General features: G+C 65.7%; 22 protein-coding genes and 1 pseudogene. 12 read left to right on the top strand and 11 right to left on the bottom strand.

The window, feature by feature from the left end; all coding sequences use genetic code 11:
* Positions 1-501 (top strand): outer membrane lipid asymmetry maintenance protein MlaD, encoded by a 501-nt coding sequence (gene mlaD, locus A6W98_RS07875; protein WP_042459975.1) that lies wholly within the window; start codon positions 1-3, stop codon positions 499-501.
* Positions 498-1,049 (top strand): DUF2155 domain-containing protein, encoded by a 552-nt coding sequence (locus A6W98_RS07880; protein WP_231098402.1) that lies wholly within the window; start codon positions 498-500, stop codon positions 1,047-1,049. Before mlaD ends, A6W98_RS07880 begins: the two co-directional genes overlap by 4 nt.
* Here A6W98_RS07880 and aat read toward each other — a convergent pair.
* From aat to accB, 3 genes are read right to left on the bottom strand one after another with little or no spacing between them, the layout of a single operon-like run.
* Positions 1,013-1,657: a leucyl/phenylalanyl-tRNA--protein transferase gene (gene aat / locus A6W98_RS07885; protein ID WP_042459977.1), complete on the bottom strand. Its 645-nt coding sequence runs from the start codon at positions 1,655-1,657 to the stop codon at positions 1,013-1,015. The genes A6W98_RS07880 and aat overlap by 37 nt on opposite strands.
* A gap of 31 nt (positions 1,658-1,688) precedes the next feature.
* Positions 1,689-3,038 carry an acetyl-CoA carboxylase biotin carboxylase subunit gene (gene accC, locus A6W98_RS07890; RefSeq protein ID WP_042459979.1) on the bottom strand — a complete coding sequence of 450 codons (1,350 nt, stop codon included), beginning with the start codon at positions 3,036-3,038 and terminating at the stop codon, positions 1,689-1,691.
* 13 nt (positions 3,039-3,051) lie between these two features.
* A complete protein-coding gene (gene accB / locus A6W98_RS07895; RefSeq protein ID WP_042459982.1) occupies positions 3,052-3,561 on the bottom strand; it encodes an acetyl-CoA carboxylase biotin carboxyl carrier protein in 510 nt (169 codons plus the stop codon).
* 373 nt (positions 3,562-3,934) lie between these two features.
* On the opposite strand from accB, the gene A6W98_RS07900 reads away from it, so the two are divergent.
* Together A6W98_RS07900 and preA are read left to right on the top strand one after the other, a co-directional pair.
* Positions 3,935-5,275, top strand: coding sequence for an NAD(P)-dependent oxidoreductase (locus A6W98_RS07900; RefSeq protein ID WP_042459985.1), 1,341 nt, complete (start codon positions 3,935-3,937; stop codon positions 5,273-5,275).
* 3 nt (positions 5,276-5,278) lie between these two features.
* Positions 5,279-6,598 carry an NAD-dependent dihydropyrimidine dehydrogenase subunit PreA gene (preA, locus tag A6W98_RS07905; RefSeq protein WP_042459987.1) on the top strand — a complete coding sequence of 440 codons (1,320 nt, stop codon included), beginning with the start codon at positions 5,279-5,281 and terminating at the stop codon, positions 6,596-6,598.
* Between the two features lies 1 nt (position 6,599).
* On the opposite strand, the gene A6W98_RS21015 is transcribed toward preA, so the two are convergent.
* Complete coding sequence (locus tag A6W98_RS21015; RefSeq protein WP_143540216.1) at positions 6,600-6,938, bottom strand: hypothetical protein; 339 nt, start codon at positions 6,936-6,938, stop codon at positions 6,600-6,602.
* A 127-nt stretch (positions 6,939-7,065) separates the two neighbouring features.
* On the bottom strand, positions 7,066-7,680 hold the full coding sequence (locus A6W98_RS07910) for a TetR family transcriptional regulator C-terminal domain-containing protein (protein ID WP_042459991.1): 615 nt from the start codon (positions 7,678-7,680) through the stop codon (positions 7,066-7,068).
* A gap of 239 nt (positions 7,681-7,919) precedes the next feature.
* Here A6W98_RS07910 and aptA point away from each other — a divergent pair, with 239 nt between their 5' ends.
* The 6 genes and pseudogenes from aptA to A6W98_RS21020 all read left to right on the top strand — a co-directional run bounded on the left by aptA (position 7,920) and on the right by A6W98_RS21020 (position 14,369).
* Positions 7,920-9,248, top strand: a complete 1,329-nt coding sequence (aptA, locus tag A6W98_RS07915; protein WP_042459996.1) for an omega-aminotransferase AptA — start codon at positions 7,920-7,922, stop codon at positions 9,246-9,248.
* Positions 9,249-9,714: 466 nt separating this feature from the next.
* Positions 9,715-10,965 (top strand): Zn-dependent hydrolase, encoded by a 1,251-nt coding sequence (locus tag A6W98_RS07920; protein ID WP_042464766.1) that lies wholly within the window; start codon positions 9,715-9,717, stop codon positions 10,963-10,965.
* 114 nt (positions 10,966-11,079) lie between these two features.
* Entirely contained in the window at positions 11,080-12,534 is a 1,455-nt protein-coding gene (gene hydA / locus A6W98_RS07925; protein ID WP_042460000.1) for a dihydropyrimidinase, read from the top strand.
* Positions 12,535-12,613: 79 nt separating this feature from the next.
* Positions 12,614-13,180: pseudogene (locus tag A6W98_RS20300) on the top strand (ABC transporter ATP-binding protein); the annotation flags it as partial.
* A 79-nt stretch (positions 13,181-13,259) separates the two neighbouring features.
* Positions 13,260-14,017 (top strand): IS5 family transposase gene (locus A6W98_RS20305; RefSeq protein ID WP_155734753.1). Its coding sequence is split into 2 segments (ribosomal slippage): positions 13,260-13,596 and positions 13,596-14,017, totalling 759 coding nucleotides; the frame shifts between segments, so codons are not numbered across the junction.
* Between the two features lie 205 nt (positions 14,018-14,222).
* Positions 14,223-14,369, top strand: coding sequence for a hypothetical protein (locus A6W98_RS21020; protein WP_155734754.1), 147 nt, complete (start codon positions 14,223-14,225; stop codon positions 14,367-14,369).
* 87 nt (positions 14,370-14,456) lie between these two features.
* Here A6W98_RS21020 and acs read toward each other — a convergent pair whose 3' ends face one another.
* From acs to A6W98_RS07970, 6 genes are all read right to left on the bottom strand, one after another.
* Positions 14,457-16,406 carry an acetate--CoA ligase gene (acs, locus tag A6W98_RS07945; RefSeq protein WP_042460007.1) on the bottom strand — a complete coding sequence of 650 codons (1,950 nt, stop codon included), beginning with the start codon at positions 16,404-16,406 and terminating at the stop codon, positions 14,457-14,459.
* Positions 16,407-16,475: 69 nt separating this feature from the next.
* A complete protein-coding gene (locus tag A6W98_RS07950; protein WP_042460009.1) occupies positions 16,476-17,231 on the bottom strand; it encodes an ABC transporter ATP-binding protein in 756 nt (251 codons plus the stop codon).
* Between the two features lie 10 nt (positions 17,232-17,241).
* Complete coding sequence (locus tag A6W98_RS07955; RefSeq protein WP_042460013.1) at positions 17,242-17,997, bottom strand: ABC transporter ATP-binding protein; 756 nt, start codon at positions 17,995-17,997, stop codon at positions 17,242-17,244.
* A 12-nt stretch (positions 17,998-18,009) separates the two neighbouring features.
* Entirely contained in the window at positions 18,010-19,224 is a 1,215-nt protein-coding gene (locus A6W98_RS07960) for a branched-chain amino acid ABC transporter permease (protein WP_042460015.1), read from the bottom strand.
* Positions 19,225-19,228: 4 nt separating this feature from the next.
* Positions 19,229-20,260, bottom strand: a complete 1,032-nt coding sequence (locus A6W98_RS07965) for a branched-chain amino acid ABC transporter permease (protein ID WP_042460018.1) — start codon at positions 20,258-20,260, stop codon at positions 19,229-19,231.
* A gap of 108 nt (positions 20,261-20,368) precedes the next feature.
* Entirely contained in the window at positions 20,369-21,718 is a 1,350-nt protein-coding gene (locus tag A6W98_RS07970) for a substrate-binding protein (protein WP_042460021.1), read from the bottom strand.
* A 224-nt stretch (positions 21,719-21,942) separates the two neighbouring features.
* Here A6W98_RS07970 and A6W98_RS07975 point away from each other — a divergent pair, with 224 nt between their 5' ends.
* Complete coding sequence (locus tag A6W98_RS07975; protein ID WP_042460025.1) at positions 21,943-23,253, top strand: helix-turn-helix transcriptional regulator; 1,311 nt, start codon at positions 21,943-21,945, stop codon at positions 23,251-23,253.
* An 89-nt stretch (positions 23,254-23,342) separates the two neighbouring features.
* On the top strand, positions 23,343-23,711 hold the full coding sequence (locus tag A6W98_RS07980) for a response regulator transcription factor (protein WP_042460028.1): 369 nt from the start codon (positions 23,343-23,345) through the stop codon (positions 23,709-23,711).
* The last annotated feature ends 1 nt before the right edge of the window (position 23,712 follow it).

A 23,712-nucleotide genomic window follows, 5' to 3' on the forward strand; every position in this document is an offset into this window, starting at 1 on the left:
ATGGCAGAGAACAGTCCGACCGAAATCCTCACCGGTGCCGCCGTCCTGGCCTTGGCTGCCGGCTTCTTCGTCTATGCCTCGAACGCGACCGGCATGATCGGCGGCGCCGGACAGCAGCATTACGAGCTGAGCGCGAGCTTCCGTTCGGCCGAGGGCGTCAATCTCGGCACCGATGTCCGGCTGGCCGGTGTCAAGGTCGGCACCGTGACCGGGCTCGAGCTCAACCCGCAGACCTTCCGGGCCGATACCCGCTTCACCGTCCGCAACGGCATCGAGATCCCCGATGACAGCACCGCATCGGTCAGTTCCGAGGGTCTTCTGGGCGGCACCTTCCTCGAGCTGGTGCCGGGCGGCTCGCCCTTCAATCTCGAGCCGGGGGCCGAGGTGATCGACACCCAGGGCGCGGTCGGCCTGATCTCGCTGCTGATGAAATTCGTCGGCGGCGGTGGCGATGGCGGCGGCTCGGATGTCGGAACGGGCGGCGGGGACGATACGAAATGATCCGCGCGGCGCTGGCCCTGGCGCTGATCGCGACCCCGCTTCTGGCGCAACAGCAATGGAGCCCTGAAGGCTGGACCCCGGATGGCTGGGAGGTCGCGCCGCTCGAGGAAATGCCCCGCGCCGAAGAGATGATGGATGCGCTGGGGCTTGGCGACACGACGCTGGCGGACCGCCCGCTGCCTCTGGTGTCGCGGCCCGACCCGCTGGAGCTGCAGGAACACCGGACCGAGATCCGGAGCGCGGCCGTGACCGAGACGGCGCCTCAGGGGGCGGTGCTGCGCGGGCTCGACAAGCTGTCGGGCGATACGGTCGATCTCACGCTTGCCCCGGGCGAGACCGGCCAGGTCTGGCGGCTGAAGGTGACGCTGGACGAATGCCGTTTCCCGGCCGACAACCCGGCCTCGGACGCCTTCGCTCATCTTGATATTTCCGACCCGAGCCGCGGCAGCCACCTGTTCTCGGGCTGGATGATCGCGTCGAGCCCGGCACTGAACCCGCTCGACAATGCCCGCTACGACGTCTGGGTGCTGCGCTGCAGAAGCAGCTGAGGCTCCGGGATAGGCCATGCCCGGTCGAAGTTCGCGTCCCTGTTTACCGCCCGTTCCAGCCGTGAAAGATAGTCCTCGCGCTCGATCTCGATGGCGCCGAGGCTGGCCAGATGGTCGGTCAGGAACTGGGTGTCGAAAAGCGTGAAGCCGCCGATCCGGAGCCGGTCGACCAGATAGGCCAGGGCCACCTTCGAGGCGTCGGTGCGGCGCGAGAACATGCTTTCGCCGAAGAAGGCGCTGCCAAGCGTGACGCCGTAGACCCCGCCCGCCAGGATGTCGTCCTGCCAGACCTCGATCGAATGGGCATGGCCGAGATCGAAGAGCTGGCGGTAGAGCCGGAAGATCTCGGCATTGATCCAGGTCTCGGGCCGGTCGGCGCAGCACTCCACGACATGCTCGAAAGCGCTATCGGTGCAGATCCTGAACCGGCCGCGGCGGATCGTGCGGGCGAGGCTTTTCGAGATGTGGAAGCCTTCGAGCGGGAAGATGCCGCGTTTGCGCGGATTGACCCAGAAGATCCGCGGGTCATGGCGCGACTCGGCCATGGGGAAGATCCCCATGGCATAGGCCCTGAGCAGGGTCAGCGGCGTGAGCCGTTCGGCATCCATCATCGCGCTCCCGTGGCCGGGGGCGCGCCGGTCAGAGTTCGGGGTCGGACTCCAGCCAGCGTTCCAGCCAGTGGATATTGTAATTGCCGCGCTGGATGTCCGGTTCCCTCAGCAGTGCCCGGAACAGCGGCGCGGTGGTCTCGATCCCGTCGACGATCAGCTCGCCCAGAGCCCGGTCCAGACGGGCCAGAGCCTCGGTCCGGTCGCGGCCATGCACGATCAGCTTGCCGATCAGGCTGTCGTAATAGGGCGGGATGGAATAGCCGTCGTAAAGGGCCGAATCCATTCGGACGCCCAGCCCGCCGGGCGCATGATAGGCGCTGATCTTGCCGGGGCAGGGCGCGAAATTCGGCAACCGCTCGGCATTGATCCGGACCTCGAGGGCATGACCGTTCAGCTGCAGCTCGTCCTGTGCGAAGGAGAGCGGCAGGCCCTCGGCCACCCGGATCTGCTCGCGCACCAGATCGACCCCGAAGATCGCCTCGGTGACCGGATGCTCGACCTGCAGGCGGGTGTTCATCTCGATGAAGTAGAACTCGCCATCCTCGTAAAGGAATTCGATGGTGCCGGCGCCGGCATAGCCGATCCGGGCCACCGCGTCGGCGCAGACCTTGCCGATACGGGCGCGGGTCTCGGCGTCGATCACCGGGCCGGGCGCCTCTTCCAGCACCTTCTGGTGGCGGCGCTGCAGCGAGCAGTCGCGTTCGCCCAGATGCACGGCATTGCCCTTGCCGTCGCCGAAGACCTGGATCTCGATATGGCGCGGGCGGCCGAGATATTTCTCGATATAGACCTCGTCATTGCCGAAGGCCGATTTCGCCTCGCTCCGCGCGGTCTGGAACGCCTGTTCCAGATCCTCCGGGGTCTTTGCCAGCTTCATGCCGCGCCCGCCGCCGCCGGCGGTGGCCTTGATGATGACCGGATAGCCGATCCCGGCCGCGACCGTCTTGGCCGTCTCGAGATCGGGCACGCCACCGTCAGAGCCCGGCACGCAGGGCACGCCCAGCGCCCTCATGGTCTCCTTGGCGGTGATCTTGTCGCCCATCATCCGGATATGCTCGGCCGAGGGGCCGATGAAGGTCAGGCCGTGATCTTCGACGATCTGCACGAAACGGGCATTTTCCGAGAGGAAGCCGTAGCCGGGATGGATCGCCTGGGCCCCGGTGATCTCGCAGGCCGAGATGATCGAGGGGATCGACAGGTAGCTTTCGGTGCCCGAAGGCGGGCCGATGCACACGCTTTCGTCGGCCATTCGGACATGCATGGCATCGGCATCGGCGGTGGAATGGACCGCGACCGAATGGATGCCCATTTCGCGGCAGGCGCGGATCACGCGAAGCGCGATCTCTCCGCGGTTGGCGATGAGGATCTTGTCGAACATGACCCGCCGCGCCTTATTCGAGGATCATCAGCGGCGTGCCGTATTCGACCGGCGAAGCGTCCTCGACGAGGATGCGCTTGACGGTCCCGGCGCGCGGGGCGGGGATGTGGTTCATCGTCTTCATGGCCTCGACGATCAACAGCGTCTGGCCCTCGGTCACGCTGTCGCCGACCTTGACGAAGGCATCAGACCCGGGCTCGGGCTGCAGATAGGCGGTGCCGACCATCGGCGAGGTCACGGCGCCCGGGTGCTGGGCGGGGTCCTCGACGCCGGCCTCGGCATTGGTGCCGGGGGCGGGCGCGCCGCCGCCCGCGGCAGGGGCCGGGGCATAGGCGGGGATCTGCATCGTCGTCGGGGCCTGTGCGACGACGGATGCCGGCTGCGAGCGCGATACCCGCACGTCCAGCGAGTCGTCCTCGCCGTATTCACGCTTGACCTGCAACTCGGTCAGGTCGTGTTCGCGCAGAAGTTCGGCCAGCGCCTGGATGAAGGCGACATCCGCCTCGTGGGAAGTCTTGGTCATGCCTGTCCTCGATCGGTCGCGCGGCCCCGCGCCGGAGCGCAGGGCCGCGGTAAGAATTGGGGCGCTTATACGCGAGGGGCAACCCCATGGAAAGGCGGTGCGGCCGGTTTTCGCGGCGCGGCCAGGCCGGGGCTCGCCGGGCCGTGAACGAGGCCGCAGGTCAGGGCCGAGACCCGGGCACGCGGCGAGACGGGGCCGCCGTCCCGCGCGGGGGGCGTGCATTGCCGCTTTTCGCCGGTTGCCCTTTCCCTGGGCGCCCGCGCGCCCCGGAACGGTCCGGATCTGCGGCAAACCGGCCCGCAGGATATTTACCTTTTGATAAAACAAGGCCCTGTGGCAGGCTCGATGGAAGACGAGACCAGGGAGAGCCGGAATGGCCAATTCGCCACTGAGCCCGGGCGTGGTTCCCGGGCGTCTGAAGCCAGAAGACTATATCCGGAACTTTGCCGACAAGGCGCCGCCGCTGAGTGCCCATGAGGCCGCGGTGGCGGCGGAACGCTGTTATTTCTGCCATGATGCGCCCTGCGTCACGGCCTGTCCGACCGCCATCGACATTCCGCTTTTCATCCGCGAGATCGCGACCGGGGCGCCCGCGGCGGCGGCGCGGACGATCTTCGAACAGAACATCCTGGGCGGCATGTGCGCGCGGGTCTGTCCGACCGAACAGCTTTGCGAAGAGGCCTGCGTGCGGATGACGTCCGAGGCGCGTCCGGTCGAGATCGGCCGGTTGCAGCGCTTTGCCACCGACACGCTGATGCGCCGCGAAGGCCACCCCTTTCTCCGCGCGGCACCGACGGGGCGACGGATCGCGGTGGTGGGGGCGGGCCCCGCAGGACTGGCCTGTGCCCATCGGCTGGCGATGAAGGGCCATGAGGTGCAGCTATTCGACGCACGACCCAAGGCGGGCGGGCTGAACGAATATGGCATCGCCGCCTACAAGACCGTCGACGATTATGCCCAGGCCGAGGTCGCCTGGCTGCTGCGGATCGGTGGAATCGCGGTGACCAATGGCAAGGCGCTGGGGCGCGACATGACGCTGGACACGCTGCGCGCGGGCCATGACGGGGTGTTCCTCGCGATCGGGCTTGGCGGCGTCAATGCGCTTCGGGCCGAGGGCGAGGAGAAGGCGCAGGTGGTGGATGCGGTCGATTTCATCGCCCGTCTGCGCCAGTCCGACGATCTGTCTGCCATTCCGGTCGGGCGCCATGTGGTGGTGATCGGCGGCGGCATGACGGCGGTCGATGCGGCGGTGCAGTCGAAGCTTCTGGGGGCGGAATCCGTCACCATGGTCTATCGCCGCGGCCGCGCGGCGATGGGCGCCTCGGAAGAGGAACAGCATCTGGCCAGCTCCAAGGGCGTGCGGATCGTCACCGGCGCAGCACCGCTGCGTCTGCTGGGTGATGGCGCAGTCGAGGCGGTGGAATTCGCCTATACCCGCGAGACCGGGGCCGGGCTGGAGCTGACCGACGAGACCTTCCGGCTTCGGGCCGATCAGGTCTTCAAGGCCATCGGGCAGAAGCTCGAGGGCGCGCCCGAGGGGATCGCCCTTGCCGGCCGCAAGATCGCGGTGACCGGGCCGGGGCGGACCTCGCTTGCCGGGGTCTGGGCCGGGGGCGACTGCGCTTCGGGCGGCGACGACCTGACGGTGACGGCGGTGGCCGAGGGTCGCGATGCCGCCGAGGACATTCACGCAACGCTGATGGCGGAGGGCTGATCCATGGCCGATCTTTCCTGCGATTTCGTGGGCATCAAAAGCCCGAACCCGTTCTGGCTGGCCTCGGCGCCGCCGACCGACAAGGAATACAATGTCCGCCGTGCCTTTCAGGCGGGCTGGGGCGGCGTGGTCTGGAAGACGCTGGGCGAGGACGGCGCGCCGGTCGTCAATGTCAACGGTCCCCGCTATGGCGCGATCTACGGCGCCGACCGGCGGCTTCTGGGGCTGAACAATATCGAGCTGATCACCGACCGGCCGCTCGAGGTGAATCTGCGCGAGATCACGACGGTCAAGCGCGACTATCCCGACCGGGCTCTGGTCGTCTCGCTGATGGTGCCCTGCGAGGAGGAGGCCTGGAAGCGCATTCTTGCCCGGGTCGAGGAGACCGGCGCCGACGGGGTCGAGCTGAATTTCGGCTGTCCGCACGGGATGAGCGAACGCGGCATGGGGGCCGCGGTGGGGCAGGTGCCCGATTATGTCGAAATGGTCACCCGCTGGTGCAAGCAGAACACCCGGATGCCGGTGATCGTGAAGCTGACGCCCAACATCACCGATATCCGTCTGGCCAGCCGCGCCGCCCACAAGGGCGGGGCCGATGCGGTCAGCCTGATCAACACCATCAACTCGATCACCTCGGTCGATCTGGACCTGATGGCGCCCGAGCCGACCATCGACGGCAAGGGCACCCATGGCGGCTATTGCGGCCCGGCCGTGAAGCCCATCGCGCTGAACATGGTGGCCGAGATCGCCCGCGATCCGGCGACCCGGGGCCTGCCGATTTCGGGCATCGGCGGCGTGACGACCTGGAAGGATGCGGCCGAGTTCATGGCGCTGGGGGCGGGCAATGTGCAGGTCTGCACGGCGGCGATGACCTATGGCTTTCGGATCGTGCAGGAGATGATCTCGGGGCTGTCGGACTGGATGGACCGCAAGGGCCATGCGCGCCCGGAGGATTTCGTCGGCAAGGCGGTGCCCAATGTGACCGACTGGCAGTATCTGAACCTCAACTACATCGCCAAGGCGCGGATCGACCCCGAAACCTGCATCAAATGCGGCCGCTGTTATGCCGCCTGCGAGGATACCAGCCATCAGGCCATCGAGATGACGGCGGACCGGTCGTTTCTGGTCAGGGACGAAGACTGCGTGGCGTGCAATCTTTGCGTGGATGTTTGTCCGGTCGAGGGATGTATCGACATGCGCAGGCTTTCCCCGGGCGAGGTCGATCCTCGCACGGGAAAGGAGGTGCCCGCCAATTACGGGAACTGGACGACCCACCCCAACAATCCCGGACGGAAAAGCGCCGCGGAACAGGGGTTGGAGTAGGTCAGATTTCGATGTCGAGCTGGCGCGGGGCCGGCTCGGCAGAGCCCGCAGTCATTTCGACCCGCCAGAAGACCGAGGCCTCGTTCACGCGCCGTTCCGCTTCGAGTTGAAGCGGCGTCGTGTCGAAGGCCGGAGGCGGTCCGGCGGGGCGGTCGGGATCGGGCGCGGGGAATTCCTGACGCGTTTGCGACTGGCCGCGTTGTCCGGTCTCGGCACGGGTCTGGGTTGCACCGCCACCGGATTGGGCAGCGGCAACGGGCGCCGTCGGCGCCGCAGGGGCGACGGTAGTTGGCGCCACATCGTGCACGCCACCCACCGAAACGGGAGCGATAATTTGCATTTCACCCAAGCTCCAGCTCAGGCCCCCACCACCAATGAGAAATATGCACCCAAAGGGCGGGGTTGAGAAGGGTCAACCTCCGATTTTCTGGTGTCGAGGTTAATGAACTCTGAGCGGAGGCCGGAGATCAGGGGGCGAGCAGGCGGCGGAACAGCATCGCCAGATGGCGGTCGGCGCCCTCGAACGGATCCTCATTGTCCTCGCCCAGAACGGTCCGCACCTGAACGTCGAAATCGGCATAATGCTGGGTCAGCGCCCAGATCGAGAAGATCAGATGATAGGGGTCGACCGGCGCGATACGGCCCGCGCGGGCCCAGCCCGCGATCACCGCGGCGGTCTCGTCGACAAGGCTTTTCAGCTCGCCTTCGAGGGTCGGCCGGATGCGCTCGGCGCCTTGCAGGATCTCATTGGCGAACAACCGGCTTTCGCGAGGGAAATCACGGCTCATCAAAAGCTTGCGGTGGACGTATCCCAGGATCTCGTCCAGCGGCTCGCCCTCCGGGTCGAGCGCGCGCAGCGGCGCGAGCCAGGTGTCGAGCAATCCCGCCATCAGCGTTTCGTGCATCGCCTCCTTGGAGGGGAAGTAGTAAAGCAGGTTCGGCTTCGACAGCCCGGCTTTCCGGGCGATCTGGTCGAGCGTCGCGCCGCGGAAGCCCTGTTGCGAGAAAACGTCCAGCGCGGCCTCGAGGATGGTCTCGCGATTTCGGCGCTGAATGCGGGTGCGGGGGTGTGAAGGTTTCATGCGGTGCTCCGGAAATGGGCGCGTCGGTGAATTTCACTTTCCTTCGATTGCGCAAAATTCCATCATTCGATGGTGGAAACCGCCACTCGGTCGGACACCCTGAAATCGACTCGGGCCGGGACCGGGGCCGTTATATTGACTGGCCTTCGGCCTCTGCTAGCGTGCTCCTGACCGCTTGGTCAAATGTTTTGGACCCTTCGCCTTTGCGCTGGCGGAGGGAGAAATTCGGGGGGACACCCATGGCGCTCGATCGTAATTCCAGTCCCAATGACCTGTCGGCCTTCTGGATGCCGTTCACCGCGAACCGGCAGTTCAAGGCGGCGCCCAGGATGCTCGTGGGGGCGGAGGGCATGTATTACCGCACCGCGGACGGTCGCCAGGTGCTGGACGGCACGGCGGGGCTGTGGTGCTGCAATGCGGGCCATTGCCGGCCGAAGATCACCGAGGCGGTGCAGAAGCAGGTGGCCGAGCTCGATTATGCGCCCGCCTTTCAGATGGGCCATCCCAAGGCCTTCGAGCTGGCCAGCGCGCTGCGCGACATGGCACCCGAGGGGATGGAGCATGTCTTCTTCACCAATTCCGGCTCGGAATCCGTCGAGACCGCGCTGAAGATCGCCATCGCCTATCACCGGGCGCGGGGCGAGGGCGCGCGCACCCGTCTGATCGGGCGCGAGCGCGGCTATCACGGGGTGAATTTCGGCGGCATCTCGGTCGGCGGCATCGGTCCCAACCGCAAGATGTTCGGGTCGCTCCTGACCGGGGTCGATCATCTGCCCCATACCCATCTGCCCGATCAGAACGCCTTCACCCGCGGCCAGCCCGAGCATGGCGCCAATCTGGCCGATGATCTGGAACGGCTGGTCGCGCTTCATGGCGCCGACACCATCGCGGCGGTGATCGTCGAGCCGATGTCGGGCTCGACCGGGGTGCTTTTGCCGCCGAAGGGTTATCTGGAGCGGCTGCGCGAGATCACGAGGAAACACGGCATCCTCCTGATCTTCGACGAGGTCATCACCGGCTTCGGGCGGCTGGGCTCGTCCTTCGCGGCCGAGCATTTCGGGGTGCTTCCCGATCTGATGACCACCGCCAAGGGCCTGACCAACGGGGTGATCCCGATGGGCGCGGTGCTGACCACGGCCGGGGTGCATGACGCCTTCATGCAGGGCCCCGAGCACATGATCGAGTTCTTCCACGGCTATACCTATTCCGGCAACCCGATTGCCTCGGCCGCCGGGCTCGCGACGCTCGAGACCTATCGCGAGGAGGGGCTGTTCGAGAATGCCGCGGCACTCGCCCCCTATTGGGAAGAGGCGCTGCATTCGCTGAAAGGGCTGCCGCATGTGATCGACATCCGCAACATGGGCCTGATCGGCGCGGTCGAGCTGGAGCCGATCGCGGGCGAGCCGACCAAGCGCGCTTTCACCGCCTTCCTGAATGCCTTCGAGAAGGACCTGATGATCCGGACCACCGGCGACATCATCGCCATGTCGCCGCCGCTGATGATCAACAAGGCGCAGATCGACGAACTTTTCGGCAAGCTCACCGATGTTCTCAGGGCGCTGGACTAAGCTCTGTTTGCAGCGCGCCCGCCGGATCGGACCGGCGGGCGCGGATCCGGCCTCATCCGCTCTGGCCATGCGACGGGCCGGGGATGACCTGTTCGGCCGGGGGCCCGGTCTCGGCAAGACCGCCTCCCGCAGGCGGCGCCAATATGGTGTTCGCGACCGTTGCCGGGGCTTTCGGCCTTGCGCTGGGCCGGTTCGGCCGGTGGCCGATCCGGGGGGCGCTGGTGAGGCCCGGACGGCCTTCGGCCCGGTTCTTCGGAATTTCCGGGATTATGCCTTCCCCGGAGGAGGCCTGCGCGCCGGGCGGCTGTCCGGCAAGATGAGGATCCGCCCCGCCTGCGCGGGACGCCCGGACGGAACTGCGGGAAAGTTCAGGAACATTCTCCCCGAGCTTGCGGATGCGCGCGCCGGGGCCGGGGCGCCGACAAGGCCCTGACGAACAATAAATAACGACAGGTGAGGTAAGATGATGACAAGCCCGGGAGAGAATCTGCGGATCAATGGCGACCGGCTCTGGGACAGCCTGATGGAAATGGCGAAGATCGGACCGGGCGTCGCGGGCGGCAACAACCGCCAGACCCTGACCGATGCCGATGCCGAGGGGCGCGCCCTGTTCAGCCGTTGGTGCGACGAGGCCGGGCTGTCGATGGGCGTCGACCAGATGGGGACGATGTTCGCGACCCGTCCGGGCGAGGATCCCGACGCGCTGCCGGTCTATGTCGGCAGCCATCTCGACACCCAGCCCACCGGCGGCAAATATGACGGGGTGCTGGGGGTTCTGGGCGCGCTGGAGGCGGTGCGCACGATGAACGATCTGGGCATCCGCACCAGGCACCCCATCGTCGTGACCAACTGGGCCAATGAAGAGGGCGCGCGCTTTGCCCCCGCCATGCTGGCCTCGGGCGTCTTCGCGGGCGTGCACAGCCTGGATTATGCCTATTCGCGCCAGGATCTGGAGGGGCTCAGCTATGGCGACGAGCTTGCCCGGATCGGCTGGAAGGGCGAGGAAGAGGTCGGCGCCCGCAAGATGCATGCCTATTACGAGCTGCATATCGAGCAGGGTCCGATCCTCGAGGCCGAGGGCAAGGAGATCGGGGTCGTCACCCATTGCCAGGGGCTGTGGTGGCTGGAATTCACCCTGACCGGGCGCGAGGCGCATACCGGCTCGACGCCGATGGCGATGCGGGTGAATGCGGGGCTGGCGGCGGCGCGCATCTTCGAGATGGTGCAGGAGGTCGCTATGGCGGCCCAGCCCAATGCCGTGGGCGGCGTGGGGCAGATGCAGTTCTCGCCCAATTCCCGCAACGTGTTGCCCGGCACCGTCGTCTTCACCGTCGATATCCGCACCCCCGATCAGGCCAAGCTCGACCGGATGCGGGCCGAGATCGAGACCCGCGCGGCGGCGATCTGCGCCGATCTGGGCGTCGGCTGTTCCGTCGAACCGGTGGGCCATTTCGACCCCGTGACCTTCACGCCCGATCTGGTGGGCGCGGTCCGGAACGCGGCCGGGAAACTCGGCTATTCGCATATGGATATCGTGTCCGGAGCGGGCCACGACGCCTGCTGGGCCGCCAAGGTCGCGCCCACCACCATGGTCATGTGCCCCTGTGTCGGTGGGCTGTCCCATAACGAGGCCGAGGAAATCTCGAAGGACTGGGCCGCGGCGGGGGCCGATGTGCTCTGCCACGCGGTGCTGGAGACGGCCGGGATCGTCGACTGAGCTCGGCGGTTGCGGCAAGGCCGGGGGGCCAGCCCCCCCCGACCCTGGAATGCCCCCCTCGGGGGGTATTTATGCCAAGAAGAAAGGGCCGGAGAGCCCGTCAGGGAGAAAGACATGACCACAGTCATCAAGAACGGCACCATTGTGACCGCCGATCTGAGCTATGAGGCGGATGTGTTGATCGAGGGCGGGAAGATCGCCGCCATCGGCCCCGGTCTTTCGGGCGACGAGGTTCTGGACGCCACCGGCTGCTATGTGATGCCGGGCGGGATCGACCCGCATACCCATCTGGAGATGCCCTTCATGGGCACCTACTCCTCGGACGATTTCGAATCCGGCACCCGGGCGGCGCTGGCGGGCGGCACCACCATGGTGGTCGATTTCGCGCTGCCCTCGCCGGGTCAGGGGCTGCTGGATGCGCTGAAGATGTGGGACAACAAGTCGACCCGCGCGCATTGCGACTATTCCTTCCACATGGCGATCACCTGGTGGGACAGGCAGGTCTTCGACGAGATGGAAACCGTCGTGAAGGAACGCGGCATCACCACCTTCAAGCATTTCATGGCCTACAAGGGCTCGCTGATGGTGAATGATGACGAGATGTTCGCCTCGTTCCGGCGCTGCGCCGAGCTGGGGGCCATTCCGCTGGTCCATGCCGAGAATGGCGATGTGGTGGCCGAGCTGTCGGCGAAGCTTCTGGCCGAGGGCAATACCGGCCCCGAGGCCCATGCCTATTCCCGCCCGCCCCAGGTCGAGGGCGAGGCCACCAACCGCGCGATCATGATCGCCGACATGGCAGGGGTGCCGCTTTACGTGGTGCATGTCTCCTGCGAGGAGAGCCACGAGGCGATCCGGCGCGCGCGGATGCAGGGCAAGCGGGTCTGGGGCGAGCCGCTGATCCAGCATCTGACGCTCGATGAAAGCGAATATTTCAATGCCGACTGGGACCATGCGGCGCGCCGCGTGATGTCGCCGCCCTTTCGCAACCGCCAGCATCAGGACAGTCTCTGGGCGGGACTGGCCTCGGGCTCGCTCTCCTGCGTCGCGACCGACCATTGCGCGTTCTCGACCGATCAGAAATGCTATGGCATCGGCGATTTCACCAAGATCCCGAACGGGACCGGCGGGCTCGAGGACCGGCTGCCGATGCTCTGGACCCATGGGGTGGGTACCGGGCGGATCACGCCGAACGAATTCGTGGCGGTGACCTCGACCAATATCGCCAAGATCCTGAACCTCTATCCCCGGAAGGGCGCGGTGCTGGTCGGCTCGGATGCCGATCTGGTGGTCTGGGATCCGGAGAAAACAAAAACGATTAGCGCCACGGGTCAGCAATCGGCCATCGATTACAACGTCTTCGAGGGCAAGAAGGTCAGGGGCCTGCCGCGCTACACGCTGAGCCGTGGCCGCGTCGCCCTGGCCGATGGCGAGGTGACGCCTCAGGAAGGCTGGGGCGAATTCGTCAAGCGCTCGCCGAATGGCGCCGTCAACAAGGCGCTGTCGTCCTGGAAGGCGCTGACCGCGCCGCGGGCCATCGAGCGGGCGGGCATTCCGGCCAGCGGTGTCTGACGCCACGGCCCCCTTTGCAAAAGAGCGGGCGCGGGGGATCTTCGCGCTCGGGTTGGAATGGCGATGGACTTCGTGTCTCCTGCTGGCAAGGGATGTGAAGACACCGGACATCCAGGCAGAGAGCGTGGAACTGCTGTTCCAGACCGGCGACGGCTCCTGCAGGCGCTGAGCTACGCGTCGTCCGATGTCGGGTGCGCCGAATTCGTGAGCCTCATCGGCCCTTCGGGCTGCGGCAAGACCACCTTCCTGCGTCGCCGCGCTGGAACACCCAACCAGCGGCCGACCGAGCGTCAACGGGATGAGCCCCGACAATGCCCGCAAGGAACGCAGCTACGGCTATGTGTTCCAGGCGGCGGGGCTCTACCCTTGGCAGACCATTGTCCGGAACATCAGGCTGGCTCTGGAGATCATGGGCTATCCGAAGGTCGAGCAGGCGGCGCGGATGCTGAACTGGTCGATCTGGTGGCTTGGGCAACAAGTATATTTGGCAGCTCTCGGGCGGCATGCAGCAGCGGGCCAGCATCGCCCCGCGCTGGCCTTCGATGTCGTTATACAGCTGATGGACGAGCCTTTCGGGGCGCTTGACGAGATCGTGCGCGATCACCTGAACGAACAGCTGTTGGCGCTTTGGGCGCGAACCGGCAAGATCTGCGATCTGCCTAGGGTCAGGACCCATTGATTTGGTTGGGCGAGCGTGATTCACCGTTCGAAAACGAGCGGTGAACATGTCTGATCTTTTCTGGCTGAGCGATGCGCAGATGGCGCGTCTGGAGCCTTACTTCCCCAAGTCGCACGGCAAGCCCAGGGTTGATGACCGGCGTGTCCTGAGCGGGATTATCTTCATCAATCGCAATGGCTTGCGGTGGCGAGATGCGCCAAGGGAATACGGCCCGCACAAGACGCTCTACAACCGTTGGAAACGATGGAGCGATAAGGGCGTCTTCGCCCGCATCATGGCGGGGCTGGCCGCCGAGCACGGCGAGGATACGACCGTGATGATCGACGCAACTCATCTGAAGGCCCACCGTACGGCGTCCAGCCTGGGCGTCAAAAAAGGGGGCGTGGGCGTCTGATTGGCCGAACCAAAGGCGGCATGAATACGAAGCTGCACGCCATCTGCGACAGCCAAGGCCGGCCCATCGACCTGTTCCTGACTGCCGGACCCGTCAGCGATTACATCGGGGCGCGTGCCCTGGTCAGCGGGTTGCCCAACGTGAAGTGGCTGCTCGGAGATCGTGGATATGATGCCGATTGGTTCAGAGAAGCCTTGCAGGACAAGAAGATACGTCCTTGCATCCCGGGCCGGAAGAAACGGAAAACGCCGGTCAAATACGACAAGCGCCGATACAAGCGGCGCAATCGCATCGAGATCATGTTCGGCAGGCTCAAGGACTGGAGGAGGGTTGCGACCCGGTATGACCGCTGCCCACAAACCTTCTTCTCAGCAATCGCACTCGCTGCGACCGTAATCTTCTGGCTTTGAGAGAGAACGAGTCCTGAACCTAGCCCCATACGATTTCGTATGCGGCGCTGAACGGGACCACCAAAGGCCGGGAGTTTCCCGGCCTCTCGCGTGGCGCATGCGAGGGCGGCCCATCCGTCTTGATCGGGCGCGGGAATGTGATTTACTGAACGGCGCAGTTCAGTTCCGGCGGAACGGGATCTTCGCCACTGAAAGGGAGAGAAACATGCGGAAATGCAAGAAACTGCCGGGGCTGATGCTCGGGATCGGGCTGTTGGCGGTTCTGGCTGGCTGTGCCGGAGAGCCGGAGGAATGCGAGCCCGGGGTCAGCAATATCAGCGAGATGGCCACGGTCACGGCGCCGGGCTGCTGAGCGCCCAGGCCGACAACGCCGCGGCTGCTTGACAGGACAAGGGCCGGTGGCGATCCACCGGCCCTTGCCTTCGGGCGGATGGCCCGATCAGTCCTTGTTTCTCCTGTTGTCGATGAGCTCCTCGACGACGGAGGGGTCGGCGAGGGTCGAGATGTCGCCGAGCGAGTCGAAGTCGTTCTCGGCGATCTTGCGCAGGATGCGGCGCATGATCTTGCCCGAGCGGGTCTTGGGAAGGCCCGGCGCCCATTGGATGATATCGGGCTTGGCGATCGGGCCGATCTCGGTGCGGACCCATTTCTCCAGCTCCTTGCGGAGCGCGTCGGTCGCCTCGACCCCGTTCATCAGCGTCACATAGGCATAGATGCCCTGACCCTTCAGCTCATGCGGGTAGCCCACCACCGCGGCCTCGGCGACCGCCTGATGCGCGACCAGCGCCGATTCCACTTCGGCCGTGCCCATCCGGTGGCCCGAGACGTTGATCACGTCATCGACGCGCCCCGTGACCCAGTAATAGCCGTCGGCATCGCGGCGGCAGCCGTCGCCCGAGAAGTAATAGCCCTTGTAATGGCTGAAATAGGTCTCCTGGAAGCGGTCGTGATCGCCCCAGATCGTGCGCATCTGCCCGGGCCAGCTGTCCTTGAGGCAGAGGACGCCCTCGGCCTCGGTGCTGTCGATCTCCTTGCCCGATTCCGGTTCCAGCACCACCGGCTGCACCCCGAAGAAGGGCCTGGTGGCCGAGCCGGGCTTGGTCGCGGTGGCGCCCGGCAGCGGGGTCAGCAGATGGCCGCCGGTCTCGGTCTGCCACCAGGTGTCGACGATCGGGCAGCGGCCCTTGCCGATATGGGTGTTGTACCATTCCCAGGCCTCGGGATTGATCGGCTCGCCGACCGAGCCCAGCACCTTGAGCGAGGACAGGTCGTATTTCTCGACCCAGTCGGTGCCCTGGCCCATCAGCGCCCGGATCACGGTGGGGGCGGTGTAGAACTGGTTGACCTTGAGATCCTGGCAGATCTGCCACATCCGGCCCGCATCCGGGTAGGTCGGCACGCCCTCGAACATCACGGTCGTGGCGCCATTCGCGAGCGGACCGTAGACGATGTAGCTGTGGCCGGTGACCCAGCCGACATCGGCGGTGCACCAGAACACGTCGCCCTCGTGATAGTCGAAGGTGTATTCATGGGTCATCGCGGCATAGGCGAGATAGCCGCCCGAGGAATGCACCACGCCCTTGGGCTTGCCGGTCGAACCCGAGGTATAGAGGATGAAGAGCGGATGCTCCGAGGCCAGCTCGCGCGGCGGGCAGTCGGGGCTGGCATGCTCCATCAGTTGCAACACATCGACATCGCGGCCCTGGATCCAGGAGGTCTGATCGCCGGTATGCTTGACCACCATGCAGCGCACCTTGTCCGAGCAGTGCAGGAGTGCTGCATCGGCATTCGATTTCAGCGCGGTCTTGCGCCCGCCGCGCGGGGCGCTGTCGGCGGTGATGACGACCTTGGCGCCGCAATCGTTGATCCGGTTGGCCAGCCCGTCGGCCGAGAAGCCAGCGAAGACCACCGAATGGATCGCCCCGATCCGGGCGCAGGCCAGCATGGCATAGGCGGCCTCGGGGATCATCGGCATGTAGATGACCACGCGGTCGCCCCGCATCACGCCCTGGCTCAGCAGGACATTGGCCATCCGGTTCACCTTCTCGTGCAACTCGCGATAGCTGATGTGCCGGATCGGGTCGCCGGGGTCGTCGGGCACGAAGATGATCGCATCCTGGTCGCCCCGTGACCTCAGATGCCGGTCGATGCAGTTCGAGGCGACGTTCAGCGTGCCGTCCCGGAACCAGTGGATTTCGACCGCGCCCATCTTGAAGGTGCTGCGCTTGACCTCGGTATAGGGCGTGATCCAGTCGAGCCGCTTCCCATGCGTGCCCCAGAACCCTTCTGGATCCTCGACGGATTCGCGATACATCGCATCGTATTTCGCCGGATCAATATGCGCGCCCGACACGAAATCCGGGTCCGGCGGGTAAATATGCTCAGTCATCTCCAGAACTCCCTCTGACTGACTTTATCTTATAGCGGGGCCGCCGCCCTTCTTTCCGGGGCGCACGGTCTAGATAGCGAGGTATTCCGCCCTCAATTCGGCGTTGCTCAGGACCTCGGCGGCCGATCCGTCGAAAACGATCTGGCCCGTATCGAGTATGACGGCGCGGTCCGAAAGTTCCAAGGCCCGGATCGCGTTCTGTTCAACTATGACGGTCGTGATGCCCTGTTCCTTGATATGAACGAGTGTTTTCTCGATCTCGTCAACAATGACCGGCGCAAGACCCTCATAAGGTTCGTCCAGCAGCAGCACCTTGATGTCGCGGGCCAGCGCCCGGGCAATGGCCAGCATCTGCTGTTCGCCGCCCGAAAGCGTCACGCCCTCCTGTTTGCGGCGCTCGCCGAGCCGGGGGAAGAGATCGTATAGCCGGTCGAGCGTCCAGCCCACCGGCGGCACGATCTGGGCAAGTTGCAGGTTTTCCTCGACCGTGAGGCCGGGGATGATCCGGCGGTCCTCGGGCACCAGCGCCATGCCCGCCGCGCTGGCCTGATGCGCGGCCATGCCATGCAGCGCCGCGTGGTCGAGCCAGATCTCGCCATAGGTGAGCTCGGGGCTCGCCAGCCGGGCGATGGCGCGCAAGGTCGAGGTCTTGCCCGCCCCGTTCCGGCCCAGAAGGGCGAGGATCTCGCCCTCGTGGACGTTGAAGCTGACGCCCTGCACGATGTAGCTTTCGCCGTAATAGGCATGCAGGTCATAGATCGACAGGAAGGCCGGCGCCGTCGCGGCCTGGTTCGCATTCTTGTTGAAATCGGGTTTGACGTTCATCTGATCCCCCTCAATGGGCCTGGCCCAGATAGGCTTCCTGCACTTTCGGATGGCCCTTGATCTTCTCGGGCACATCCTCGACCAGCGGCGTGCCCTGGGCCAGAACCGTGATCCGGTCGGCGAGACTGAACACGACATGCATGTCATGCTCGATGATCGCCAGGGTGATGTTGCGGGTGGCCTTGATCTCTTTCAGCAGGTCGATGGTGTTGTTGGTATCGGCCCGCGCCATGCCCGCGGTCGGTTCGTCGAGCAGCAGGAGCCGCGGTTCCTGCACCAGGCACATCGCCATTTCCAGCCGCCGCTTGTCGCCGCGCGACAGGCTTGCGGCCTGCATGCCCGCCTTGTCGAGCATATGCACGTCCTCGAGCATCTGTTCGGCCCGGGCCACGATTTCCCCCTCACGCGCCACCGTTTCGAAGGCATGCATCCGGAACGCCCCGTCGCGCTTGGCGAAACAGGGGATCAGGACGTTTTCCAGCACCGTCAGATCGCCGAAGATCTCGGGGGTCTGGAACACCCGCGAGATGCCCATCTGGTTGATTTCGTGGGGCTTGCGTCCCAGCACCGACTGGCCGTCGAACATCACCGACCCGGTATCGGGGATCAGCTTGCCGACGAGGCAGTTCAGAAGCGTCGACTTGCCCGCCCCGTTCGGTCCGATGATCGCATGCACGGTGTTTTCGGGAACCGAGAGATTGACGTCACCCAGTGCCTGCAACCCGCCGAAGCGCTTGTTCACGCCCTTGACTTCAAGAATGCCCATCGCGCGTCCTCCTCATTCGGCCACATGCGGGGGGGTGTGGGGGCGGTGCTCGGGATCCTTCCGCCGCGGCCCGCCGGTCTTGCCCCGACGCCGGAACAGGCTCCGCAGGCGCTGCATCCCCTCGACCAGCCCGCCGGGCAGGAAGATCACGACCAGCATGAACAGGATGCCCAGGGTCAGGTGCCAGCCCTTGCCCACGAAGGGGTGGAAACAGGCGACCACGAAATTCTCCAGCCCGTCGGGCAGGAAAGCGAACCAGGAATGCAGGACGCCATCGTTGATCTTCGAGAAGATGTTCTCGAAATACTTGATGAAGCCCGCCCCCAGCACCGGCCCCATCAGCGTGCCGGCGCCGCCGAGAATGGTCATCAGGACGACCTCGCCGGAGGCGGTCCACTGCATCCGCTCGGCCCCCGCCAGCGGGTCCATCGCCGCCAGCAGTCCGCCCGCAAGCCCGGCATACATGCCCGAGATCACGAAGGCCGCCAGCGTATAGGGGCGCGAGTTCAGCCCGGTATAGTTCATCCGGGTCTGGTTGGTCTTGATCGCGCGCAGCATCATCCCGAAGGGCGAGCGGAAGATCCTGAGGCTGATATAGAAGGCCAGGATCGCCATCAGGGCGCAGAAATAATAGCCGATATTGAAGGTGAAGACCCAGCCGCCGAGGTCCAGCTGCGCCGATTCGCGCATCACCAGGCCGAACAGATGCGGGCTGGTGGGGGCGCCGCTTCCGGCAAGGATCTGCGGGTCGCTGGCATAGACCTGCAACCCGGTCTCGCCATTGGTGATCGGCGTCAGCACCGAATAGGCGAGGTTGTAGCTCATCTGCGCGAAGGCCAGCGTCAGGATCGAGAAATAGATCCCGGAGCGGCGCAGCGAGATGAACCCGATCAGAAGCGCGAAGGCGGCCGAGATCACCACCGACAGCAAGAGCCCCGGCAGCACGTTGTAGCCCAGAAGCTTGTACATCCAGACCACCGTGTAGGAGCCCACGCCCAGGAAGGCGGCATGGCCGAAGGAAAGATAGCCGGTCAGCCCGAACAGGATGTTGAAGCCGATGGCGAAGATCCCGAAGATGGCGAATTTCTGCATCAGGTCCGGATAGCCCGCGTTGAATTGCGCAAGGCTCGAGCCTTCGGGGAAGGGTTGCAAGAGGATCGGCGTGACCAGGGTCAGCGCGATCACGATCAGCAGGAAACGGGTATCTCTGGCACTCAGTCCGAACATTGGGTCAGTCCTCCATCACGCCCTTGCGGCCCATCAGCCCGCGCGGGCGGGTCAGCAGGATCACGATTGCGACGAGGTAGATGATCACCTGGTCGATGCCGGGGATCAGGCTTTTCACCTCGTTCATCGAGGCGAAGCTTTGCAGGATGCCGAGCATGAAGCCCGCCAGCACCGCGCCGGGCAGCGAGCCCATGCCGCCGACGACGACGACGACGAAGCTGAGCACGAGGAAATCCATGCCCATATGGTAGTTCGGCGCCAGGATCGGGGTGTACATCACCCCCGCCAGCCCCGCCACGGCGGCCGCCAGCCCGAACATCAGGGTGAAGCGGCGATCGATGTCGATGCCCAGAAGCCCGACCGTCTCGCGGTCGGCCATGCCCGCGCGGACCACCATCCCGAAGGTGGTGAATTGCAAAAAGGCGAAGACGCCGCCGACGATCGCCAGCGAGAACAGGAAATAGACCATCCGCCAGTAGGGATAGATGATCACGTTGGGGTCGAAGCCCAAGAGCGTGCCGAAATCGAAGCTGCCCGAGAAGGCCGGCGGCGCGCCGGTCTGGATAGGATTGGCGCCGAAGAAATACTTGATGATCTCCTGCAGCACGATCGCGAGGCCGAAGGTGACGAGGATCTGGTCGGCATGGGGGCGCTTGTAGAAATGCTTGATCAGCCCGCGTTCCATCGCGAAGCCGAGCCCGACCATCACCGGGATCGCCAGCAGGATCGCGAAGGGCACCGACCAGTCGATGATCGCGCCGCCGATCTCGGGGCCGAACCAGTGTTCGACATAGGGCACCTCGACCTTCAGCGGATTGCCGAGAAAGTCGGTGCGGGTCGGGTCGATCTCCTCATAGGACAGGCTCAGCAGGCGCTGCATGGTGACCGCGCAGAAGGCGCCGATCATGAACAGCGCGCCATGGGCGAAGTTCACGACCCCCAGCGTGCCGAAGATCAGCGTGAGCCCGAGCGCGATCAGGGCATAGGCCGAGCCCTTGTCGAGCCCGTTCAGTATTTGAAGGATAATGGCGTCCATGGTCCCATCCGTGCGTTGGGGGAGCGACAGACCCGCCGGGTCCGGGGCGCGGTCCGGGGCGCGCGCTTCTGCGGCCCGGACCGGTATGTCTGCCGAGATGGCCGGCGCTCAGGCGCCGTTATTGCACTGCCCGAGGGTCGCCTCGGCGCCGCCGAACATCGGGTGATCCGGCGGATAGGTGACGTGGTCGACCGGGGTGACCTCGACGATCTCGAGGATGTCGTATTTGGTCGAGGGGTTGTCCTTGCCCTTCATGACCAGCACGTCCTTGAAGCACTGGTGATCCTCGGCGCGGTACAGCACGGGGCCGTTGCCCATGCCGTCGAATTCGAAGCCTTCCAGCGCCTCGGCCACCGCGCAGGGGTCGAACGAGCCCGCGCGCGCCACCGCATCCGCGTAAAGCAGGGTCTGCACATAGCAGGTATGGGCCGAGTTCGACGGCGGCCGGCCGTATTTCTCGCCGAAGGACTTGACGAAGGCCTTGGTGCCCGGGTCCGAGAGCTGCCAGTTCCAGTTCATCGAGCCGTAGACGCCCTTGATGTTGTCGCCCGCGCCCTCGGCCATGAGTTCCGAATAAAGCGGCACGACGATCTCGAAATTCTTGCCGTTGACCTGCTTGTCGCGCAGGCCGAACTGGACCGCCTGGGTGATCGAGTTGATCATGTCGCCGCCGTAATGGTTCAAGACCAGCACATCGGCGCCCGAGTTCAGGACCGGCGCGATATAGGACGAGAAATCGCCCGCGCCGACCGGCGTCAGCACGTTGTTGACGGTCTCCCAGCCGATCGCCTCGGTCGAGGCCTGGATCGATTCCTGCTGGGTGTAGCCCCAGGTGTAATCGGCGGTCAGGTGATAGGCGCGGCGGTCGGTGCCATAGGCCTTCTCCAGCACCGGGGCCAGCGCCGCGCCCGACATGTAGGCGTTGAAGAAGTGCCGAAAGCCGTTCTTCTTGCGGTCCTTGCCGGTGGTGTCGTTGGAATGGGTCAGGCCCGCCATGAAGATGATGCCGGCCTCCTGGCAGAGGCCCTGCACCGCGACCGCGACGCCCGAGGACGAGCCGCCATTGATCATGACGACGCCGTCCTTCTCGATCATCGCCTTGGCCGAGGCGCGGGCGGCATCCGACTTGGTCTGGGTGTCGCCGGTCACGTAATCGACCTGCTTGCCGAGGATGCCGGTGCCGTCGAGCGCCTTCGAGCTGAAGGTGTTCAGCATGCCGCCATCGCCCATCCCGTTCAGGTGCTCGATGGCAAGCTCCTGGGCGCGCAGCTCGTCGAGCCCCTCATCGGCATAGGGGCCGGTCTGCGGAACGTTGAAGCCGAACTTGACGGTGCTGCCGGTGGGCGCATTGGTGAAGGCGCGGGCCCGCGAGGTGAAGATCGTGGGCAGCGCAAGGCCCGCTCCGGCATAGGCCCCGGTCTTGATCACGCCACGGCGTGTCAGGGTCGGTCTGGTCATGGGCATCCTCCCGTGATGCTTGAGTGTCGGCCCCCTGCCTCCTCTTGCTCGGGGGTCGGCTCTTTACAAAGCAACCCCAGTATCGGGGCCGCTGCGAAAACATGGCAACAACTGCTTTTTCAGGCTGGATTTTTTTGTAAACAATTACACAGGTCTATAGAGGGTGGCGTAAAAAAATTGTCGTGCATCCGCAGAAAGCCCTTGGCAGACATAAGGATTTTCGGATGACGCGCAGCGCCTTGACCGGGACCAGGATTCGCGAACGCCGGACGATGATCGGCTTGCGGCAGGCCGATCTGGCCAGAATGGCCGGAATATCCCCGTCCTATCTCAACCTGATCGAGCACAATCGTCGCAGAATCGGCGGCAAGCTGCTGGTCGAGATCGCCCGCAACCTCGATGTCGAGGCCTCGGCGCTGACCGAAGGCGCGGCCGCGGCGCTGATCGAGACCCTGCGCGAGGCGGCGGCCGATCATGACGCGGCCGAGGCCGAACTGCCCCGGCTCGAGGAATTCGCGGGCCGGTTTCCGGGCTGGGCGGCGCTGATCGCCGACCGCCACCGCCGGATGCGCGAACTGGAACGCACGGTCGAGATGCTGACCGACCGGATGACCCATGATCCGTTCCTGTCGGCCTCGCTGCACGAGGTGATCTCGGCGGTGACCTCGATCCGCTCGACCGCGGCGATCCTCGCGGATACCGAGGATATCGACCCCGACTGGCAGCGCCGGTTTCATCGCAACCTCAGCGATGACAGCCGCCGCCTGGCCGAGGGCGCGCAGGCGCTGGTGGCCTATCTCGACGAGGGGTCCGAGGATCCGGGCGTGCAATCCTCGCCGCAGGAGGAGGTCGAGGCCTTCCTGCGCGCCCGCGACTGGCATCTGCCCGAGCTCGAGCGCAGCCTGCCGCCCGATCCGGCGCGGATCGTGGCCGAGGCGCCCGAACTGACCTCGGCGCCCGCGCGCGAACTGGCGCTGGCGCATCTCCGGCGCTATCGCCGCGATGCCGAACTGATGCCGCTGCAGCGCTTCGCCGAGGCCGCGCGCGGCGCCGGGCTCGACCCGGGGGCGCTGGCGCAGGCCTTCGGGGTCGATCCGGGCGCCGTATTCCGCAGGCTTGCGGCCCTGCCGGAAGAGCGGGCGGGCGGGCCGGTCGGGCTGGTGGCCTGCGACGGGTCGGGCACGCTGACCTTCCGCAAGCCCGTCGAGGGCTTTTCGTTGCCCCGCTTCGGCGCGGCCTGTCCGCTCTGGCCGCTTTATCAGGCGCTGTCGCGGCCGATGGCGCCGGTCCGGGCAGTGGTCGAGCTGGGCGGTTCGGCGCCGCGACGCTTCCTGACCTATGCGATCTGCCAGCCGGCCCTGGCGGCGGGCTTCGACGGGCCGCAGGTGCTGGAGGCGGCGATGCTGATCCTGCCCGAGGGCACGGTCGATCTGCCGCGCCTGGCGCCGCAGCCGGTGGGCACGTCCTGCCGGATCTGCCCGCGCCGGGACTGCGTCGCCCGGCGCGAGCCCTCGATCCTGGCCGATGGCTTCTGAGCTGGGGTTTTGACAGGGCGGGGCTTTGGCATGATAGTCGGTACACAAGCGGGGCACGAACGCCCGCACGGGGAGGAGAGGGACCGGGGATGGACAAGCGTGTCCTACTGATCGAGGACGAACCGAACATCATCGAGGCGATCCGCTTCATTCTGGCCCGCGACGGCTGGCGCGTCGACACCCATGCCGAGGGCAGCACCGCCTTTGCCCGCGTCGCCGAGACCCGCCCCGACATCGTGATCCTCGACGTGATGCTGCCGGGCCGGTCGGGCTTCGACATCCTGCGCGACATCCGCTCTGAATCCGGTCTCGACGGGCTGCCGGTGCTGATGCTGACCGCCAAGGGCCAGGTCAAGGACCGCGACCTGGCCGAGCGCATGGGGGCGAGCCGCTTCATGGCCAAACCGTTCTCGAATACCGAGGTTCTGGCCTCGGTGCGGGAACTGACGGGCGCCTGAG

Origin of the sequence: Rhodovulum sulfidophilum DSM 1374 (genome assembly GCF_001633165.1) — a bacterium.
GTDB classification, from domain to species: Bacteria; Pseudomonadota; Alphaproteobacteria; order Rhodobacterales; family Rhodobacteraceae; genus Rhodovulum; species Rhodovulum sulfidophilum.

Coding starts and splice junctions, on each gene's coding strand:
- A6W98_RS07920 (WP_042464766.1), top strand. CDS start 9,715: ATGACAAGCCCGGGAGAGAATCTGCGGATCAATGGCGACCGGCTCTGG.
- A6W98_RS07950 (WP_042460009.1), bottom strand. CDS start 17,231: ATGAACGTCAAACCCGATTTCAACAAGAATGCGAACCAGGCCGCGACG.
- A6W98_RS21020 (WP_155734754.1), top strand. CDS start 14,223: ATGCGGAAATGCAAGAAACTGCCGGGGCTGATGCTCGGGATCGGGCTG.
- A6W98_RS07965 (WP_042460018.1), bottom strand. CDS start 20,260: ATGGACGCCATTATCCTTCAAATACTGAACGGGCTCGACAAGGGCTCG.
- mlaD (WP_042459975.1), top strand. CDS start 1: ATGGCAGAGAACAGTCCGACCGAAATCCTCACCGGTGCCGCCGTCCTG.
- accC (WP_042459979.1), bottom strand. CDS start 3,038: ATGTTCGACAAGATCCTCATCGCCAACCGCGGAGAGATCGCGCTTCGC.
- A6W98_RS07980 (WP_042460028.1), top strand. CDS start 23,343: ATGGACAAGCGTGTCCTACTGATCGAGGACGAACCGAACATCATCGAG.
- A6W98_RS07900 (WP_042459985.1), top strand. CDS start 3,935: ATGGCCAATTCGCCACTGAGCCCGGGCGTGGTTCCCGGGCGTCTGAAG.
- A6W98_RS07955 (WP_042460013.1), bottom strand. CDS start 17,997: ATGGGCATTCTTGAAGTCAAGGGCGTGAACAAGCGCTTCGGCGGGTTG.
- preA (WP_042459987.1), top strand. CDS start 5,279: ATGGCCGATCTTTCCTGCGATTTCGTGGGCATCAAAAGCCCGAACCCG.
- acs (WP_042460007.1), bottom strand. CDS start 16,406: ATGACTGAGCATATTTACCCGCCGGACCCGGATTTCGTGTCGGGCGCG.
- A6W98_RS07910 (WP_042459991.1), bottom strand. CDS start 7,680: ATGAAACCTTCACACCCCCGCACCCGCATTCAGCGCCGAAATCGCGAG.
- aat (WP_042459977.1), bottom strand. CDS start 1,657: ATGGATGCCGAACGGCTCACGCCGCTGACCCTGCTCAGGGCCTATGCC.
- A6W98_RS21015 (WP_143540216.1), bottom strand. CDS start 6,938: ATGCAAATTATCGCTCCCGTTTCGGTGGGTGGCGTGCACGATGTGGCG.
- A6W98_RS07880 (WP_231098402.1), top strand. CDS start 498: ATGATCCGCGCGGCGCTGGCCCTGGCGCTGATCGCGACCCCGCTTCTG.
- A6W98_RS07970 (WP_042460021.1), bottom strand. CDS start 21,718: ATGACCAGACCGACCCTGACACGCCGTGGCGTGATCAAGACCGGGGCC.
- aptA (WP_042459996.1), top strand. CDS start 7,920: ATGGCGCTCGATCGTAATTCCAGTCCCAATGACCTGTCGGCCTTCTGG.
- hydA (WP_042460000.1), top strand. CDS start 11,080: ATGACCACAGTCATCAAGAACGGCACCATTGTGACCGCCGATCTGAGC.
- A6W98_RS07975 (WP_042460025.1), top strand. CDS start 21,943: ATGACGCGCAGCGCCTTGACCGGGACCAGGATTCGCGAACGCCGGACG.
- accB (WP_042459982.1), bottom strand. CDS start 3,561: ATGACCAAGACTTCCCACGAGGCGGATGTCGCCTTCATCCAGGCGCTG.
- A6W98_RS07960 (WP_042460015.1), bottom strand. CDS start 19,224: ATGTTCGGACTGAGTGCCAGAGATACCCGTTTCCTGCTGATCGTGATC.